This window comes from Cohnella sp. GbtcB17, from assembly GCF_019091135.1.
GTDB lineage: Bacteria > Bacillota > Bacilli > Paenibacillales > Paenibacillaceae > Cohnella.
Genome location: NZ_JAGXJW010000012.1, coordinates 143,450 through 159,139, shown reverse-complemented (window position 1 = coordinate 159,139; position 15,690 = coordinate 143,450). Strand labels below are relative to the sequence as shown.

Below are 15,690 nucleotides of genomic sequence, written 5' to 3'. Positions count from 1 at the left end.
GGGGAGCTGGAAAAGTAAAAGGAGGGCCTGCGCCCTCCGATGAAATTTCAGTTCTCTACTCTACAGGCAGACATCTGTGCGTTCCGTTGTTCCCGGATAGGACTTTAACCGGCGTGGGGGATCGGATGTTCGCAGCATTGTTCCCAGGTAGGACTTAAACTGGCGGGGAGGATGAGTTGGCTGCCGAATTGTTTCCAGATAGGACTTAAACTGGCGAGGAGGATGAGTAGGTCGCCGGATTGTTCCCAGGTAGGATTTTAACCGGCGCGGGGGATGAGCTGGTCGCCTGCCGCATACGCTGACTGCTGCGAGCAGCCCGCTTACCTAATCAAGCCGAGCGCAGCCGTTTGAAAAACGCGGCGATCGCCGTCTCCGCCGCCCCCATGACGGCGGAGCGGTCGCCGAGCTCGGCGAAGAGCAGCCGGATGCCGCGCAGGTGGAAGTTCAGCGCGCGCGCCTCGGTCGTATGGCTCATCGCCTCCTCAAGCCAGGGCCGCGCGCGGCTCATCGTGTTGCCGATGACGACGGCTTCGGGATTAAAGACGTTAACGATGTTGGCGATGCCGACCCCGAGCGACTCGCCGATGCCGTTGAACAGCGCGCGCGTCTGTTCGTCGCCGCGTTCGGCCAGCGCGAGCAGACTGTCCAGCGTGCCTTCGCCGATGCCGGCCTCCGCCGCGCGGACGAGCAGCGCCTGTTCCGAGGCGTACAGCTCCCAGCAGCCCCGGTTGCCGCAGCGGCACGGCGGGCCGCTCGCCTCGATGGACAGATGCCCGAGTTCCCCTGAAAAACCCGCCGCCCCCTTGTAAAGCTCCTTTTGCAAAATAAGCCCGGTCCCGATACCCATGCCGACGCTCACGTAGATCATGCTGCCGATGCCGCGGCCGCTGCCGAACTTGCGCTCGCCGATGGCGCCGACGTTCGCTTCGTTGTCGATGAGGACGGGAATGCCGAAGGCGCGGTTCAGCGCGTCCTGCAGCGGAACGTCGCGCCATCCGAGATTGGGCGCATACAGCACGGCGCCGCCGCGGTCCACGAGCCCCGGCACGCCGACACCGATGCCGACGACGCCGAACGCGCTCTCCGGCGCTTCGTCGATCAGCGACTGGATAAAGGGACGCAAAATGCCGAATACTTCATCCGGCGAAGTCTTGTCCAGCTGCGCCGTGCGCTCGACTGCGACGCCGCCCCGCAGATCCGTCAGCACGCCGCGCACGTAGTTGACGCCGAGATCGACGCCGACCGCGTAGCCCGATTCTGCCACGAATTCGAGCAGGACGGGCTTGCGGCCGCCGCTGGACTGCCCCGTCCCGATCTCGCGGACCAGGCCACTGTCGATCAGATCCTGGACGAGGCTGGACACGGTCGCCTTGTTCAGGCCTGTTAGCGCGGATATATCCGCGCGCGAGAGCGGGGCGCCCTGCAGCACCGATTCAAGTACGATGGCGGTATTCATTCTTTTGATGAGCGCTTGATCTCCGGTCGGGGTCTTCATGCGGCATGCGGCTCCTTCGCGCGGGCGATTGGCGATTTTTGCGTCGTTCGTTCGTCCCATTAATCGTTAACGCCATCATAGCATAAAACTTAGTTTAGCCAATAGACAAACTAAGTTTCGAATGCTATGCTTATCTCAGCTTGTAACCGAATTCAAACTTTAACATCCTTAAGGAGGCATACCGTTATTATGAGCCTGTTCTCGAATGTGCCGCAGATCAAGTACGAAGGCCGCCAATCCGACAATCCGTTCGCATTTAAGCACTACAACGCCAGCGAGGTCGTCCTCGGCAAAACGATGGAGGAGCATCTGCGCTTCGCCGTCGCCTACTGGCATACGTTCAACGCCAACGGCACCGACCCGTTCGGCGCCGGCACGGCGGTCCGCAGCTGGGATTCGCTCTCCCCGCTCGACAGAGCCAAAGTGCGCGTCGAAGCGAACTTCGAGCTGCTGGAGAAGCTGGGCGTGCCGTTCTACGCGTTCCACGACGCCGACATCGCACCCGAAGGCGCGACGCTCGCCGAGACGAACAAGAACATCGACATCATCGTGGCCAAGCTGAAGGAGTTCCAGCAGTCCACCGGTAAAAAGCTGCTCTGGAACACGGCCAACCTGTTCACGAACCCGCGCTACGTATTCGGCGCTGCGACGAGCAACAATGCGGATGTATTCGCATACTCCGCCGCGACGATCAAGAAGATGCTCGAAGTCGGCAAGGAGCTGAACGGCGAAAACTATGTCTTCTGGGGCGGCCGCGAAGGCTACGAGTCGCTGCTGAACACGGACATGGGCCTCGAGCTGGACAACCTGGCCCGCATGCTGCACATGGCCGTCGACTACGCCAAGGAGATCGGGTTCGGCGCCCAATTCCTGATCGAGCCGAAGCCGAAGGAGCCGACCAAGCACCAGTACGACTTCGACTCCGCGACGACGCTCAGCTTCCTGCGCAAGTACGGCCTGAAGGATCACTTCAAGCTGAACATCGAAGCGAACCACGCCACGCTGGCCGGCCACACGTTCGAGCACGAGCTCCGCGTCGCACGCCTCGACGGCGCGCTTGGCTCCATTGACGCCAACCAGGGCGACTACCTTCTCGGCTGGGACACGGACGAATTTCCGACGGACCTGTACTCGACGACGCTGGCTATGTTCGAAATTCTTAAAAACGAAGGCGGCATCGGCAAGGGCGGCGTCAACTTCGACGCCAAGGTTCGCCGGACTTCCTTCGAGGACGAGGACCTGTTCTTCGCCCACATCGCCGGCATGGACTCGTTCGCGCACGGCCTGAAGGCTGCCGCCAAGCTGATCGAGAACAAGACGCTGGACGGCATCGTCGAGAGCCGCTATGCGAGCTTCGGCGAAGGCATCGGCGCGGAGATCGTCGCGGGCAAGCACACCCTCGCGTCGCTCGAAGCGTACGTGCTGAGCGGACAGAAGCCGATCGTAAATCGTTCCGGCCGCCTCGAACAGATTCGCCAAGCCGTGAACGAGGTTATTTTCAGCGTATAACGCTCTATAAGTAGATCGAAGGAGACGGGCCAATCATGAACTATGTCATCGGCATCGATCTCGGCACGAGCGCCGTCAAGGCGCTCCTCGTCGGGCAGGACGGAGCGGTGGCGGCCGAGGCTTCCCGCGAATACCCGCTGTACCACGAGCGCTCGGGCTGGAGCGAGCAGGACCCGGAGGATTGGGTCCGCGCGACGATCGAAGTGCTGAAGGAGCTCGGCGAAAAGACGGTGGCCGCGGGCGGGCGCATCGACGGCATCAGCTTCTCGGGCCAGATGCACGGCCTCGTGCTGCTGGACGGGAACCGCAAGCCGCTGCGCAGGGCGATCCTCTGGAACGATACGCGCACGACGGAGCAATGCCGCGAGATCGAGCGCACGCTCGGCCAGTCGCTGCTCAGCCTGACCCGCAATCCGGCGCTCGAGGGGTTCACGCTCCCCAAGCTGCTGTGGGTGCGCGAGCACGAGCCGGAGCTGTACGACAAAGCGGAGTCGTTTTTGCTGCCCAAGGATTATGTGCGATATCGCCTGACCGGCGCCGCGCACATGGATCTGTCCGACGCGGCGGGCACGCTGATGCTCGACGTCGCGGCTCGCGCATGGAGCCGGGAGGTGCTGGCGGCGTTCGGCATTCCCGATTCGTTCTGCCCGCCGCTCGTCGAGTCGGTCGCTCAGACGGGCACGCTGGACGACGCAGCGGCGCGAGAGACGGGCCTGCCGGCCTCGACGCGCGTGTTCGCGGGCGGCGCCGACAATGCCTGCGGCGCAATCGGCGCCGGCATCCTGAAGCCGGGCCTCACGCTGTGCAGCATCGGCACGTCGGGCGTCGTGCTCACGCACGAGCCGGATGCGTCCGCCGATTATGAAGGCAAGGTGCACTTCTTTAATCATGGCAAGCCGGGCGCGTTCTATGCGATGGGCGTGACGCTGGCGGCGGGCTACTCCTTGAGCTGGTTCCGCAACACATTTGCGGCCGGCGAGCCTTACGAGCGGCTGCTCGCGGGCGTCGGCGACGTCGCGCCGGGAGCCGGCGGGCTGCTGTACACGCCTTACCTGGTAGGCGAGCGGACGCCGCACGCGGATGCGGTCATCCGGGCGAGCTTCGTGGGCATGGACGGCTCTCATACGAGAACGCATTTTGCGCGAGCCGTGCTCGAGGGCATCACGTTCTCGCTGAACGAGTCGGTCGACGTCTTCCGGCAGGCCGGCAAGTCGGTCACGAAGGTCGTCTCGATCGGCGGCGGCGCGAAAAATCCCGACTGGCTGCAAATTCAGGCGGACGTATTCGATGCAGAGGTCGTGCGGCTTGAGAGCGAGCAGGGACCTGGTCTCGGCGCGGCGATGCTCGCGGCGGCAGGCGCCGGCTGGTACGACAGCCTGGAGGCGTGCGCGGACGCGTTCGTCAAGCATGCCGCAACGTACGTGCCGGATGAGGCGCGGGCGCGCCGTTACGCGGAGCTGTTCGGCGTTTATCGGGACGTGTATGCCGCAACGAAGCCGCTGAACGAAGCGCTGCAATCTTTTAGAATCTAAGGCTATGGTAGTTAGAGAGCTCCTCGGATTTTCCGGTCGTTAACCGGACGAGGGGCTCTTTGCCATGGGCGCAATGACCGATCTGCGCCGATACCCGCAACCCGCAGCAGAGCAGTATCGTAGTTATTTTGTAAACAGTGCAAAGGTGGGGAAGCGATGGGCGGCGATAGCTGGCTGGTACGTGCGGCGATCCGCGCGGCGGGGTACGAGCAAGGCAAAGCCGTGCTTCGCGATGTGGCGATCGAGGTAGGGCGGGGGGAGCGCGTCGGCCTGCTCGGACCGGACGGCGCGGGCAAAAGTACGGTAATGAAGGGCTTGCTCGGACAACTGCCGTATTGGGATGCAGACGTCGATTGGCGGGGAGCGGCCGATGGAACGGATGCGACGTCGGGCGGCGGCGCAATGAACCGACGGCTGGCTTATATTCCGGAACGGCCTATCCTGTACGAGCGATTTACGCTGTGGGAGCACCTGCAGCTGGCAGCCGCGGTCTGCGGCATCTCCGAGAAGCGGCTCGCCGAGCGGGCCGAGGGGCTGCTGGCCCGATTTCGCCTTAGCCATGTGAAGGACGATTACCCGATCAAGTTTTCCAAGGGCATGCAGCAAAAAACGATGCTCGTCGCCGCCTTCTTATTGGAGCCGAGCGTGTATCTGGTGGACGAGCCGTTCATCGGACTCGATCCCGCGGCGGTCATGGAGTTGCTGGAGGCGCTCGACGAGGAGCGTGCGCGGGGCGCGGGCGTGCTGCTCACGACGCACGTCCTGGATTCGGCGGAGCGGCTGTGCGATCGGTTTGTGCTCGTCCATGAGGGCGGCGTGGCGGCGTCGGGGACGGTTGCCGACATCCGGGCGGTTGCTGGTATGCCTGACGGCACGCCGTTGTTTGATTGCTTCCACCAGCTGACCCGAGCCGCCCCGGCGGAGGGGCCATGAACCCGGCGGGCGGCAGGATCGGGCGACTGCGCGGAAAAAGTGGTCCGGCCAGACTGTTCTGCATGCGCTGCGGCGCCTTTTGGCTCAAATCGATTCGCGCCTGGCGGCTGACGCTGGACTGGACCGTGGTGCTGTACCTCGTTGTGCCGGGATTATGGGTGGCCGGGGGGATGTACCTGGACCTGCTGCGGCATCCGCCGGATTGGATCGCGCGTTTGCCTATACAAACGCCGATCGTCGTGCTGGCGATCCTCATGCTGCGCGCCAGGCTGCGGACCTTCGCGGAGTCGGGGGACGGGCTGTTCCTGCGCGCGAGCGGCAGGTGGGTGAGCGGCATGACGACGGCGGGGCTCGTCTATACGCTGGTCGCGCGTTTGGCCGTGTCGGCCGCGGCAGCGGGGTTGATGCTGCCGCTGATGGCGCACGCGACAGGCTGGAGCTTCGCTGCAGGTACGGCTCTTGCGTCGGCTGCCGCTCTTATGGGCTTTGTCTGGACGCTTGTCCGCGACGCGGCCGAGCGCAGATGGCAAGGCGCGCGGCGCGTCCTGGCCGTGATTGGCTTGCGTGCGGCGTTTATCGCCGCGTGGGTGCCCGTCGCGGCATGGGGGATGCGCGACGCCGGGCAGGCTGCGGCGGTTGCCGCCGTCGCCGCGTTGGTTCTGGCGTGCATCGGCTTGGCGTGGCGCCGGTTGCATCTGTGCGGCACTTTTGCGCAAGAGCTGGAGGCGGAGAACAGCGCTTACGGAGACAATGTCGGCTGGGTGCTGATGGATACCGAGCAGGCCAAAAGACCGCCCGCGGGGCGCAGGCCTTGGGTGCTGCGCAAGCCGAGGCCGTTGCTGAAGCGCCGCGACGAGCCTTCCCGCCTCGCCGAGCTGTGGCTGCGCGCGATGCTGCGGGAGGCCGGGCAGGTGCGCCTCTTGCTTCAACTCTTTTCACTCGGCAGCGCGGCGATCTGGCTGTCTCCGGTCTGGCTGGGGGCGATCGCCTGGATCGGCTTGTGCGCGTTGCTGCTGCTATGGCTGAACGGCTTGTGGAGCCGGTGGCAAACGGAACGTTATATGGCGTTGTACGATTGGCGCGAGGAGCTGCGAACCGACGCGCAGGAAATCGCGCGTTCGCTGCTGCTTTGTCCTATAGGGCTGGCATGGTGCGCGATTCTGGGCATTCACGCTGGATGGTTGTACGGCGGGCTATGGTGGCCCGCGGTCTTGCTGCTGCCTGCGGCGGGATACCCTGTGCTCGCCCGCATCAATCGTGCTGCCACCGTCATGTTCGGCGCGAGGAGGGACCGCAGCGCGAAGTCGGAAGCGAAGCACGCCGAATGATCGCTACATGAAGGCGGGCGCGGGCGGATATGCTACAGACATTCCAATACGCTAACTGAGAAGAGGCGATTTTTTAAATGGCTTACAGAGCACTGATGTTTCAGTTTCCCGATGAAGGCAGCGCGCATAAGGCTTGCGGTACGCTCGACGAGCTGGGGTACGAACCGCAGCCGCATGGCGTCGGGCGGCTTCACATCCACGTCGATGGCGACAATCTCACTAGCGCGCTCGAGATTGCGCAGAGCCACGGCGGCGAGCTGTTGTCCGAAGCGCCGGCCGACGACGCCGATCTGGCGGCAACTGCGTACGCGCTGGACGAGCTGCAGATCCCCGCACATACGGTAAACGAGGACTGGGATCCCGCATATTTCGGCGTTGAGCCGGAGGTTGTTTCGCCCGCGAGCGGTTCGGCAGGCGAATCGGCAGCGGGCGGCGCAGCGGACGACGGCAGCTACAATCATTTCGAGGCATACTAGGGCACTCGACGGGAAGAGTTACACTATGGAGGCTCAAGCCTGCCTCTCGAGAACGAATAGCGGAACAAATCTCCTCTATTGCATCTCAAGCCTGTGCCACAAGAAGCCATAGCGGAACAAAGTTCCTCTATTGCAACTCAAGCCTGCGCCACAAGAAGCCATAGCGGAACAAAGTTCCTCTATTGCGGCGCAGGCCGCTTCTTGCGGACCGTTAGAGGATAAAAGTTCCTCTAACGCGCCGAAGGCCGCCTCGTGTGCGCCCGGCCGTCCCGCATGCATCCCTGATCCGCCTCGCATGCACCGGCGACAGCCTCGCCTGCGCCCTGCCTGCCACGCGCGTGGCCCTCATATGCGTCCCACTCGCTCGCGTGCCCTCGGCCCGCCTCACGAGCGACTCCGCCGGCACCGCCAAGCCTAGTACGCGCCGGCGGCTTCTTCCGCATGCAGGGCTGCGTTCAATCCGGCCACGTAGCCGGTGGAGAATGCAGCCGTAATATTATAGCCCCCCGTGTAGCCGTGAATATCGAGGATTTCGCCGGCGAAAAAGAGGCCGGGCATCAGCTTCGACTGCATCGTTTTCGGATCGATCTCCTTCAAGCTGACGCCGCCGCCGGTTACGAACGCTTCCTCGATGGACAGCGTTCCGTTAACGTCGACGGGGAACGCCTTCAGCAGCCCCGACAAACTCTGCCAGGCCTGCTTCGGGATGTTCGCATGCGTCGTGTCGCCGTCCAGTCCCGCCCGCTCGAGCAGCAGCGGCAGCAGGCGTTCGGCCGCGACGCCCTTGAGGATGTTTTTGATCGCTTTCTTCGGCTCCGCCTTCGTTAAGGCGTACGTGTCGTCGTACACTTGGGCGGCGCTTTTGTCGGGATACAGATCGAGCGTGAGCCGAACCGGCTCGCCCCCGGTCTTTTTCCGCTGCTTGACGACAAATTGGCTGCAGCGGAGCGCGATCGGCCCCGACAGGCCGAAGTGCGTGAAGATCATGTCGCCGCGATGCGTCACGAGGGGCTTGCCCTTGTCCCCCCAGACCGTCAAGGTGACGTCGCGCAGCGACAAGCCCTGCAGCTCGCGGCTGCGAATGAAGGGCTCCGAAGAGGTGAGCGGCACCTCGGTCGGAAAAAGCTCGGAGATCGTATGGCCCGCCTGCTCGGCCCAGGCGTATCCGTCCCCGGTAGACCCGGTATGCGGCACCGACTTGCCGCCCACCGCCACGATGACGGAAGGCGCGGCGAATACGCGTCCGTCCGCGAGCAGCACGCCCGAGACCCGGCCCTCGTCGTACAGGACCTCGGCGACCGGCGCGTTCGTCTCGATCCTGACGCCCTGCTCTCTGACCTTGCGCACGAGCGCGTCGACGACGGTCTTGGCCTTGTCGGTCACGGGAAACATCCGCCCGTTGTCTTCCTCCTTCAACCGGATCCCCATGCCTTCGAAAAAGGCGGCGATATCGCGGTTGCCGAAGACGGACAAGGCGGAATACAAAAACCTTCCGTTGCCGGGAATATGCCGGATGAGCTCGTCCGTCTCCTTGGCGTTCGTGACGTTGCAGCGGCCCCCGCCGGAGATGCCGAGCTTGCGTCCGAGCTTGTCCCCTTTGTCGAGCAGCAGGACGCGGGCGCCGGATCGGCTGGCGGCGATACCGGCCATCAATCCCGCCGACCCCCCGCCGATGATAATGATGTTATAAGGTTCAGCGATTTGGTTATTTAATGTATACTCCACGCGCTCGTTCCTCTCCGTTTTGAACACCGCAACTGTAATTCTTGGTTATATATAGTCTAAACTATATTCCTATTATTGTAAGCGGAATGTTTATATGTTTTAATCAGAATGAATTGTTTAAGTATAAAGGACGATCGTGCGGGGGGATCTCTTTGGTCAACAGCCTGCTTCTTCAGGTTCTTATCGCCCTGCTGCCCGTTGGCACCTTTCAGATCTGGTTCTCGCGCCAGCGCCAACTGCGGCATTCCCGCCTATTCATCGGCACCGTCAGCGGCCTGTGCCTGCTGCTCGGACATTTTTATATGGTGCAAAAGGGTTCGGTCATACTCGATCTCGGCTTTGTCGCCCTCATCACAGCTTCGCTGTACGGCGGCTTTGCATTCGCCATTGTACTCAGCATCGCGTTTCTGATCTTACATATCCCCGGGGAAAATGCGATCCATATCGCCGGGTTTCTCGTCTTTTTCCTCATCTACCTTGTTATTCTATACAGGATAACCCGCACCTTCAGGCTTAAAAACAGGAGCGGAAAAATGCGGGCCGTTGCGCTTCTGTGGGCCGTCGCCTCTTTGTCGTTTTTAGTTCCTGCGGTCATCTCGTACGCGGACGGCAGCGTGGCAGACAAGCCTATGCTGCTCATGACTTGCACCGCTTATCTGGTCGCTTTTATTCTTATATCGCATCTGTCCGTCTATTTTATCGAAATCGCTTACGAACGGGTCAGCCTGCAGACGCAGCTGCTCGATTTGACCCGTCAATACAAGCTCGAGTCGATCCGCATGCGCCGATTTCTCGATATGGTGCCCCTTGCCGTCATTTTTATCGATGCCAATGGGGTCATCACGCACGTGAATCATAACGCGCTGGAGTTAGGCAAGAACGCCGACGGCAATGTCGTCGGCCTGCACTACACCGAGCTGGCACGGCTTATGGGACTGGATGCGACGGTATCCGTCATCCAGCTCGTCCTGAACAAAGGTGAACGCGTGTCCTCGGAGATGTTCAAGTTGCAGGGCCGGACGATGCTTGCGACCGCCTGCTCCGTCGACGAATCGGGAGCAAGGGGGATGCCGGAGGGCGTCGTCTATATCGCGCAGGATGTGACGGATATGCAGCGGCTCAAGGACGAGCTCGATAAAATGGAGCGGCTCAGCCTGGTCGGGCAAATGGCCGCCAGCATTACGCACGAGATTCGCAATCCGATGGCGGTCATCCGGGGGTTCGTACAGCTGCTTAACGAGCGGAGTCCATCGGAGCAGCGCTCTTATTTTCGCATCGTCATGGAGGAGCTCGACCGGGCCAACGCGATCATCAACGACTTTTTGTCGCTTGCGCAAAATCGCATCGTGGAGAAGGAGACGAGCAGCCTTCAATCGGTGCTGAAGGACATGCTGCCGCTTATTTGGGCGGACGCCAACCTGCGCGGGCAATCGGTAGAGCTTGAGCTGTGCGAGGAAAAGGATGTGCTCGAGCTGAACGGCAAAGAGATCAAGCAGCTCATCCTGAATCTGGCGCGCAACGGCCTCGAGGCGATGGACGAGAAAGGCGTGCTTCGGATCGAGACGCGCGATCTCGAGGACCGGGTGCAGCTGCTCGTATCGGATACGGGCAACGGCATACCGCCGGAGAAGGTCGAGCGCTTGTTCGAGCCGTTCTATACGACGAAGGAGCAAGGGACAGGTCTCGGGCTGGCGCTCTGCCTCAGCATCGCCGAGCGGCACGAGGGCCGCATCGAAGTGCAATCCACCGTAGGAAAAGGAACGACGTTTATCGTAACTTTTTGCAAAAGCGGTTACGCTTGCTGGGTCGCTGCCGAATAAGCGTGACTTCCGCGGCTTACACTACCTCCGATGACATCACGGGATCGGGAGGAGGGATGGCCATGGCCAAGCAGCCCAAGCAAAAAGGACGCGCAGAAGCGCCGGCTTCATCGAAGGCGAGGGAGGACGTATCGCCGCTGTCCGCGGGATACGACAAGAAGCTCGACGGTCCGAACCGTCCTTCGGTATAACTGCATGAATCGTGGCGGGTCCGGCGCTTGCCGGGCTCGTGCCGCTTTTGACGGTTCGCGCATGGCCGCGCTATAATAAGGTAAGCGGCATGCCCGCCGAAATGCGATTCTATCGAAAGCGAGGGATAGACATGTCGATGTCATTCGAACGATATATGCTGGACATGGTCCAACCGATGCGCGACGACCTGACCCGGATCGGGATCACGGAGCTGAGAACGCCGGAGGAAGTCGAGCAGGCGCTGCCGGACAGCAAGGGCACGACGCTCGTCGTCATCAATTCCGTATGCGGCTGCGCGGCCGGCCAGGCGCGTCCGGGCGTAGCCGAGGCGCTTCGCCACGAGGTGCTGCCCGACCATCTGTACACCGTCTTCGCGGGCCAGGACAAGGAAGCGACGGCCAAGGCGAGAGAGTACTTCGCGCCGTATCCGCCGTCTTCGCCCTCCATCGCGCTGCTCAAGGACGGAGAGCTCGTACACTTCATCGAACGCCATCAGATCGAGAACCGCAGCGCCGACGATATCGCCGCGGATCTGACCGACGCGTTCGATCGCTTCTGCCGTTAACAAAGGCGCAGCCGCGGATGTCATTTGCGCATCCGCGGTTTTTTCGTATGACGATGACGGCAGGCGGTGTCGTAGCTTACTGTTTCACGCGAGCCCGTGCCGTCTTACATAACTAAAGAACCTATAGAATGGAGGCGTTCGTATGAGTTTGCAGCAGGAGATTATCGCGCTGCTCGGCGTGAAGCCGTCGATCGATCCCCAGGAAGAGATCGCGAAGCGGGTCGGTTTTCTGAAGGAATATGTGAAAAAGGCGGGCGCGACCGGATTGCTCATCGCAATCAGCGGCGGCGTGGACAGCGCGGTGGCGACGGGGCTGTGCAAGCGCGCGACGGACGAGCTGACGGCCGAGACCGGCAAGGAATACATGACGCTCGGCGTGTTCCAGCCTTACGGCCAGCAGGAGGACATCGCGCATAGCTATGCCGTGGCCGAAGCGTTCGGGCTCAAGCACAAGGTCGAGACGAACATCGAGGAAGCGGTGGACGAGATCGCGCTCGAGACCGAGCACGCGTTCAAGTCGCTGGGCATGTCCCGCCATATCAGCCGCGGCGGCAAGGGCAACGTCAAGGCGCGCACGCGCATGGTCGTGCAGTATGCCCTGGCGTTCGACCTCAATCTGCTCGTCGTCGGCACGGATCACGCGTCCGAAGCGCTGACGGGCTTCTATACGAAGTGGGGCGACGGCGCGGTCGACATCACGCCGCTCAGCTCGCTGAACAAGCGTCAGGTGCGCGAGGTCGCCCGTGCGCTTGGCGTCCCGGCCGAGGTCGTGGATAAGGCGCCGACGGCCGGCTTGTGGGCGGGCCAGACGGACGAGGCGGAGCTCGGCGTGAGCTACGACGACAACAGCGACTACCTCGAGGGCAAGCAGATCCCGGACGCGGCGCGGGAGATTCTGGAGAAGCATTACCAGCGCACGCAGCACAAGCGTCAAGCGATTCCAGGCATCTAAGCGAAGGATGATCGAGGGAATCGGGATCGACGTCGTCGAGATGGAGCGGATGGCCAAGCTGCTCGCGGGGGACACCGGCGGCAGATTCGCCGCGCGCGTGCTCACGGAGGAAGAGCTTGCGCGCTACGCGCAGATGCAGCCGCGCCGTGCGGTCGAGTTCGCCGCCGGCCGGTTCGCGGCCAAGGAGGCGGTCGTCAAGGCGCTCGGCTGCGGCATCGGCAGCTGCGTCGGGTTCCGCGACATCGAGGTGCTGCCGGACGAGCGCGGCCGGCCGGCATGCCGGCTCTCGCCCGAAGCCTGGTCGCGGCTGGGGCTGGCGGAGCGGGCGTATCGCGTGCATGTGGCGATTACGCACGAGCGGCGGCTGGCGGCGGCCACGGCTACGCTGGAGCGAATCGAATAAGGCAAGCCAAGCCCGGTCAACGATGGCCGGGCTTGGCTTGTTGTACATGGCGGTCGCCGGGAGGCGGGCGCTTTTATTTTTCTGAGAAGATATTCAAAAAATTAATATAAATTGGCCCATTATCCAAATAAATACCAAGACTATTGCTTCGGTGGGATGTATGATGTGAAGAAGAAGCGGGGTCAGCGCAAGCCGGCAAGCCAGGAGGCGAGCTTATCGATCTCCTGTGCGGTCAGGCGATTCTTCAGGGCGGGCATCCGGTCTCCTCCGTTCTCGATCTGGGCGGCGATCTGCGCCTCCGTCAGGCGGGAGCCGACCGACCGAAGATCCGTCGCAGGTCCCATCATGCCTTCAAGACCGCCGCCATGGCAGGAGATGCAATTGCTGCGATACAGCGCGAGCGTATCCGCCGGGCCGTCCGGCGCGGTCGGCTTGGCGCTCCCCGCGTTATTGTCTTTGCCGCAAGCCGCCGTTATCATTAAAGATCCGATCAAGGCAGCTGCTGCTGCGGTCCGCAGTCCGCGGCGCGCGAAGGCATATTTTTGCAAATTTACCCGACTCCCAATGTTAAGTATAATGAATGAAACCTACTAGACATCTTAAGACAAGCTTCCTGGAGTGCAAATGATGACCATACGCTATTTTAACATACTCATGAACCATCTCGAAAAAATGCAGTTCGAGGTCGCCGCCGCCTCCTTCGAGGAGCATGCGGGCGCGGAAGAGGGCCGACCGGAGGTTTACGACTGCAATCGGGCGCTGCTCGTGACCGGCGGCAGCGGCCTGCTGCATTTGGGCGACCGGTCTTTTTCTATGGACGCGGGGACGTTCAGCTTTTTGCTGGCGGGCAGCGCGCACTGGATCGAGCCGAGCCCCGGGCAGACCTTGTCGTACTGGTGGTGCCACTTCCGGGCGAGCTACGCGGACCGGGCGCTTTACCAGGCGATCGGCTTGCCCGAGCACGTGCATATCCCCGACCCGAGCGAAGCGGTCGCGATGTTCGCCAGAATCCGCCGCTGTCTGTTCTCGCAGCAGCCTTCGGCCAGACTTCGGATCAAGACCTCTTTCATGGAGCTCGTCTGCATATACATCGATCATCTGATCGCGGGTGCCGGGAAGCGTGCGTCTCTCTCCCCGGAGTTCGAGAAGCTGGAGATCGTGCTGAACTACGTGGACGAGCATCTGGCCGAGACGATTACCGTCGAGCACCTGGCAGGACTTATCTATTTGCATCCGAACTATTTTATCGTCTTTTTCAAAGGATTGATGGGCTGCTCGCCGATACAATACGTGAACCAGCGTAGGCTGGAGGTCGCTCGGACGCTGCTCGCGGATCCCGCGTGCAATGTCTCGGACGCCGCGGCGCGCATCGGCATGAAGATCTACTACTTCTCGAGAATGTTCAAAGCCTACACGGGACTTACCCCGAGCCGTTACAAGAAGCTGGTGCTGGGACTTGGCGCAGGCGGAGCCAAGGACGAAGAGAACGGAGCCGAATCGCAGAAGAAGGGAGGGACGGAGGCTTGAACGAACGCGAGATCAAATCTTTTTTTAGCGGCGAGCTGCTGCAATGGTACAAGCAGGCGAAACGCGACCTGCCGTGGCGGCGCAGCCGGGATCCGTATCATATCTGGGTGTCGGAGATTATGCTCCAGCAGACGCGCGTCGATACGGTCATCCCTTATTTCAACCGGTTCATGGGCAAGTTTCCTACGGTGACCGCGCTCGCCGAAGCGCCCGAAGAAGAGGTAATCAAAGCCTGGGAAGGGCTCGGCTATTATTCCCGCGCCCGCAATCTCCAGGCGGCGGCCCGAGAGATCGCGGACAATCACGGCGGCAGACTGCCCGACGACAAGAGCGTCATCGCGGGACTGAAGGGCGTCGGGCCGTACACGTCCGGTGCGATTATGAGCATCGCCTTCGGCAGACCCGAGCCGGCGGTGGACGGCAACGTCATGCGCGTATTGTCCCGTTACTTTTGCATCGACGAGGATATCGCGAAGCCGGCAACGCGCGTCGGCATGGAAGGGCTGGCCCGGGAGCTCATCCCGGAGGGAGAGGCTTCCGACTTCAATCAGGCGCTCATGGAGCTCGGCGCGCTAATCTGCACGCCGAAGTCGCCGAGCTGCCTGCTGTGCCCGGTCATGGCGCACTGCCAGGGCCGTCTGGCAGGCCGCGAGATTGAGCTGCCGGTCAAGAGCAAGGCGAAGCCGCCCCGGCCGGAGCATCGCGTCGCGGCGCTGCTCCAGGACGCGGAGGGCCGCGTGCTCGTGCGCCAGCGGCCGGAGAGCGGCCTGCTCGCACGCATGTGGGAGCTGCCGCACGTGGCGGCGCCGGAGCGCGCCGTCTGGGAGTCGCCCTCCGAGGGCGGCGCGCTGCTCGCGGCATCGCTCGATGCCGAAGGGCTCGCGGGCATCCGCGCCGAAGCGCTGCGTCACATCGCCGACGCGGAGCATGTGTTCACGCACCTGCACTGGCACCTGCGCGTGCTGGGAGCGGGCGGCGAGCGGCAGCGCGATGCGGCAGGCGCAAGCGGCGCGGCGGAGTCCGCAGCTGCAGCAGAGTTGTCGGCATTGGCTGAAAGCAGTGCCGCCTATCTCGCCAACGCCGCAGCCGCCTCGCTGCCGCCGGGCTATCGCTGGATCGACGCGGCTGATTTCGAGCGCCTCGCCTGGCCGAACGTGTTCAGCAAGCTGTTGACCGCGCATTTTAGCGGCGCCTTGTACGAAAACGCGCCGAAGCGCTAACGTTACGCAAAGC

General features: G+C 62.5%; 15 protein-coding genes. 12 read left to right on the top strand and 3 right to left on the bottom strand.

Annotated features, from left to right (window positions below; genetic code table 11):
* Nucleotides 1-328: 328 nt before the first annotated feature.
* Nucleotides 329-1,495 (bottom strand): ROK family transcriptional regulator, encoded by a 1,167-nt coding sequence (locus tag KVT38_RS08980; protein WP_217593360.1) that lies wholly within the window; start codon nucleotides 1,493-1,495, stop codon nucleotides 329-331.
* Between the two features lie 189 nt (nucleotides 1,496-1,684).
* Between KVT38_RS08980 and xylA the strand changes: the two genes are divergently transcribed.
* The 5 genes from xylA (at nucleotide 1,685) to KVT38_RS08955 (ending at nucleotide 7,273) form a co-directional block, all read left to right on the top strand.
* The gene (gene xylA / locus KVT38_RS08975) at nucleotides 1,685-3,004 is read left to right on the top strand and encodes a xylose isomerase (protein ID WP_217593359.1); all 1,320 of its coding nucleotides are present in this window, start codon (nucleotides 1,685-1,687) and stop codon (nucleotides 3,002-3,004) included.
* A 35-nt stretch (nucleotides 3,005-3,039) separates the two neighbouring features.
* Nucleotides 3,040-4,536 (top strand): xylulokinase, encoded by a 1,497-nt coding sequence (gene xylB / locus KVT38_RS08970; protein WP_217593358.1) that lies wholly within the window; start codon nucleotides 3,040-3,042, stop codon nucleotides 4,534-4,536.
* A gap of 156 nt (nucleotides 4,537-4,692) precedes the next feature.
* Nucleotides 4,693-5,469, top strand: a complete 777-nt coding sequence (locus KVT38_RS08965; protein WP_217593357.1) for an ABC transporter ATP-binding protein — start codon at nucleotides 4,693-4,695, stop codon at nucleotides 5,467-5,469.
* Nucleotides 5,466-6,797, top strand: a complete 1,332-nt coding sequence (locus tag KVT38_RS08960) for an ABC transporter permease (RefSeq protein WP_217593356.1) — start codon at nucleotides 5,466-5,468, stop codon at nucleotides 6,795-6,797. The genes KVT38_RS08965 and KVT38_RS08960 overlap by 4 nt, the downstream gene beginning before the upstream one ends.
* Nucleotides 6,798-6,874: 77 nt before the next feature.
* Complete coding sequence (locus KVT38_RS08955; protein ID WP_217593355.1) at nucleotides 6,875-7,273, top strand: hypothetical protein; 399 nt, start codon at nucleotides 6,875-6,877, stop codon at nucleotides 7,271-7,273.
* A gap of 414 nt (nucleotides 7,274-7,687) precedes the next feature.
* On the opposite strand, the gene KVT38_RS08950 is transcribed toward KVT38_RS08955, so the two are convergent.
* Complete coding sequence (locus tag KVT38_RS08950) at nucleotides 7,688-9,025, bottom strand: BaiN/RdsA family NAD(P)/FAD-dependent oxidoreductase (protein WP_483298168.1); 1,338 nt, start codon at nucleotides 9,023-9,025, stop codon at nucleotides 7,688-7,690.
* Nucleotides 9,026-9,150: 125 nt separating this feature from the next.
* On the opposite strand from KVT38_RS08950, the gene KVT38_RS08945 reads away from it, so the two are divergent.
* The 5 genes from KVT38_RS08945 to acpS all read left to right on the top strand — a co-directional run bounded on the left by KVT38_RS08945 (nucleotide 9,151) and on the right by acpS (nucleotide 12,930).
* Nucleotides 9,151-10,818, top strand: coding sequence for an ATP-binding protein (locus tag KVT38_RS08945; RefSeq protein ID WP_254639095.1), 1,668 nt, complete (start codon nucleotides 9,151-9,153; stop codon nucleotides 10,816-10,818).
* Nucleotides 10,819-10,880: 62 nt separating this feature from the next.
* Nucleotides 10,881-11,009: a hypothetical protein gene (locus KVT38_RS35160; RefSeq protein ID WP_256454794.1), complete on the top strand. Its 129-nt coding sequence runs from the start codon at nucleotides 10,881-10,883 to the stop codon at nucleotides 11,007-11,009.
* A 131-nt stretch (nucleotides 11,010-11,140) separates the two neighbouring features.
* Nucleotides 11,141-11,575, top strand: coding sequence for a BrxA/BrxB family bacilliredoxin (locus tag KVT38_RS08940; protein WP_217593354.1), 435 nt, complete (start codon nucleotides 11,141-11,143; stop codon nucleotides 11,573-11,575).
* A 142-nt stretch (nucleotides 11,576-11,717) separates the two neighbouring features.
* A complete protein-coding gene (nadE, locus tag KVT38_RS08935; RefSeq protein WP_217593353.1) occupies nucleotides 11,718-12,527 on the top strand; it encodes an ammonia-dependent NAD(+) synthetase in 810 nt (269 codons plus the stop codon).
* A gap of 7 nt (nucleotides 12,528-12,534) precedes the next feature.
* Nucleotides 12,535-12,930, top strand: a complete 396-nt coding sequence (acpS, locus tag KVT38_RS08930) for a holo-ACP synthase (RefSeq protein WP_217593352.1) — start codon at nucleotides 12,535-12,537, stop codon at nucleotides 12,928-12,930.
* A gap of 182 nt (nucleotides 12,931-13,112) precedes the next feature.
* Here acpS and KVT38_RS08925 read toward each other — a convergent pair whose 3' ends face one another.
* Nucleotides 13,113-13,478, bottom strand: coding sequence for a c-type cytochrome (locus KVT38_RS08925; RefSeq protein ID WP_217593351.1), 366 nt, complete (start codon nucleotides 13,476-13,478; stop codon nucleotides 13,113-13,115).
* Between the two features lie 79 nt (nucleotides 13,479-13,557).
* Between KVT38_RS08925 and KVT38_RS08920 the strand changes: the two genes are divergently transcribed.
* Together KVT38_RS08920 and mutY are read left to right on the top strand one after the other, a co-directional pair.
* Nucleotides 13,558-14,457 (top strand): helix-turn-helix domain-containing protein, encoded by a 900-nt coding sequence (locus tag KVT38_RS08920; RefSeq protein ID WP_217593350.1) that lies wholly within the window; start codon nucleotides 13,558-13,560, stop codon nucleotides 14,455-14,457.
* Nucleotides 14,454-15,677, top strand: a complete 1,224-nt coding sequence (gene mutY / locus KVT38_RS08915; RefSeq protein WP_217593349.1) for an A/G-specific adenine glycosylase — start codon at nucleotides 14,454-14,456, stop codon at nucleotides 15,675-15,677. The genes KVT38_RS08920 and mutY overlap by 4 nt, the downstream gene beginning before the upstream one ends.
* The last annotated feature ends 13 nt before the right edge of the window (nucleotides 15,678-15,690 follow it).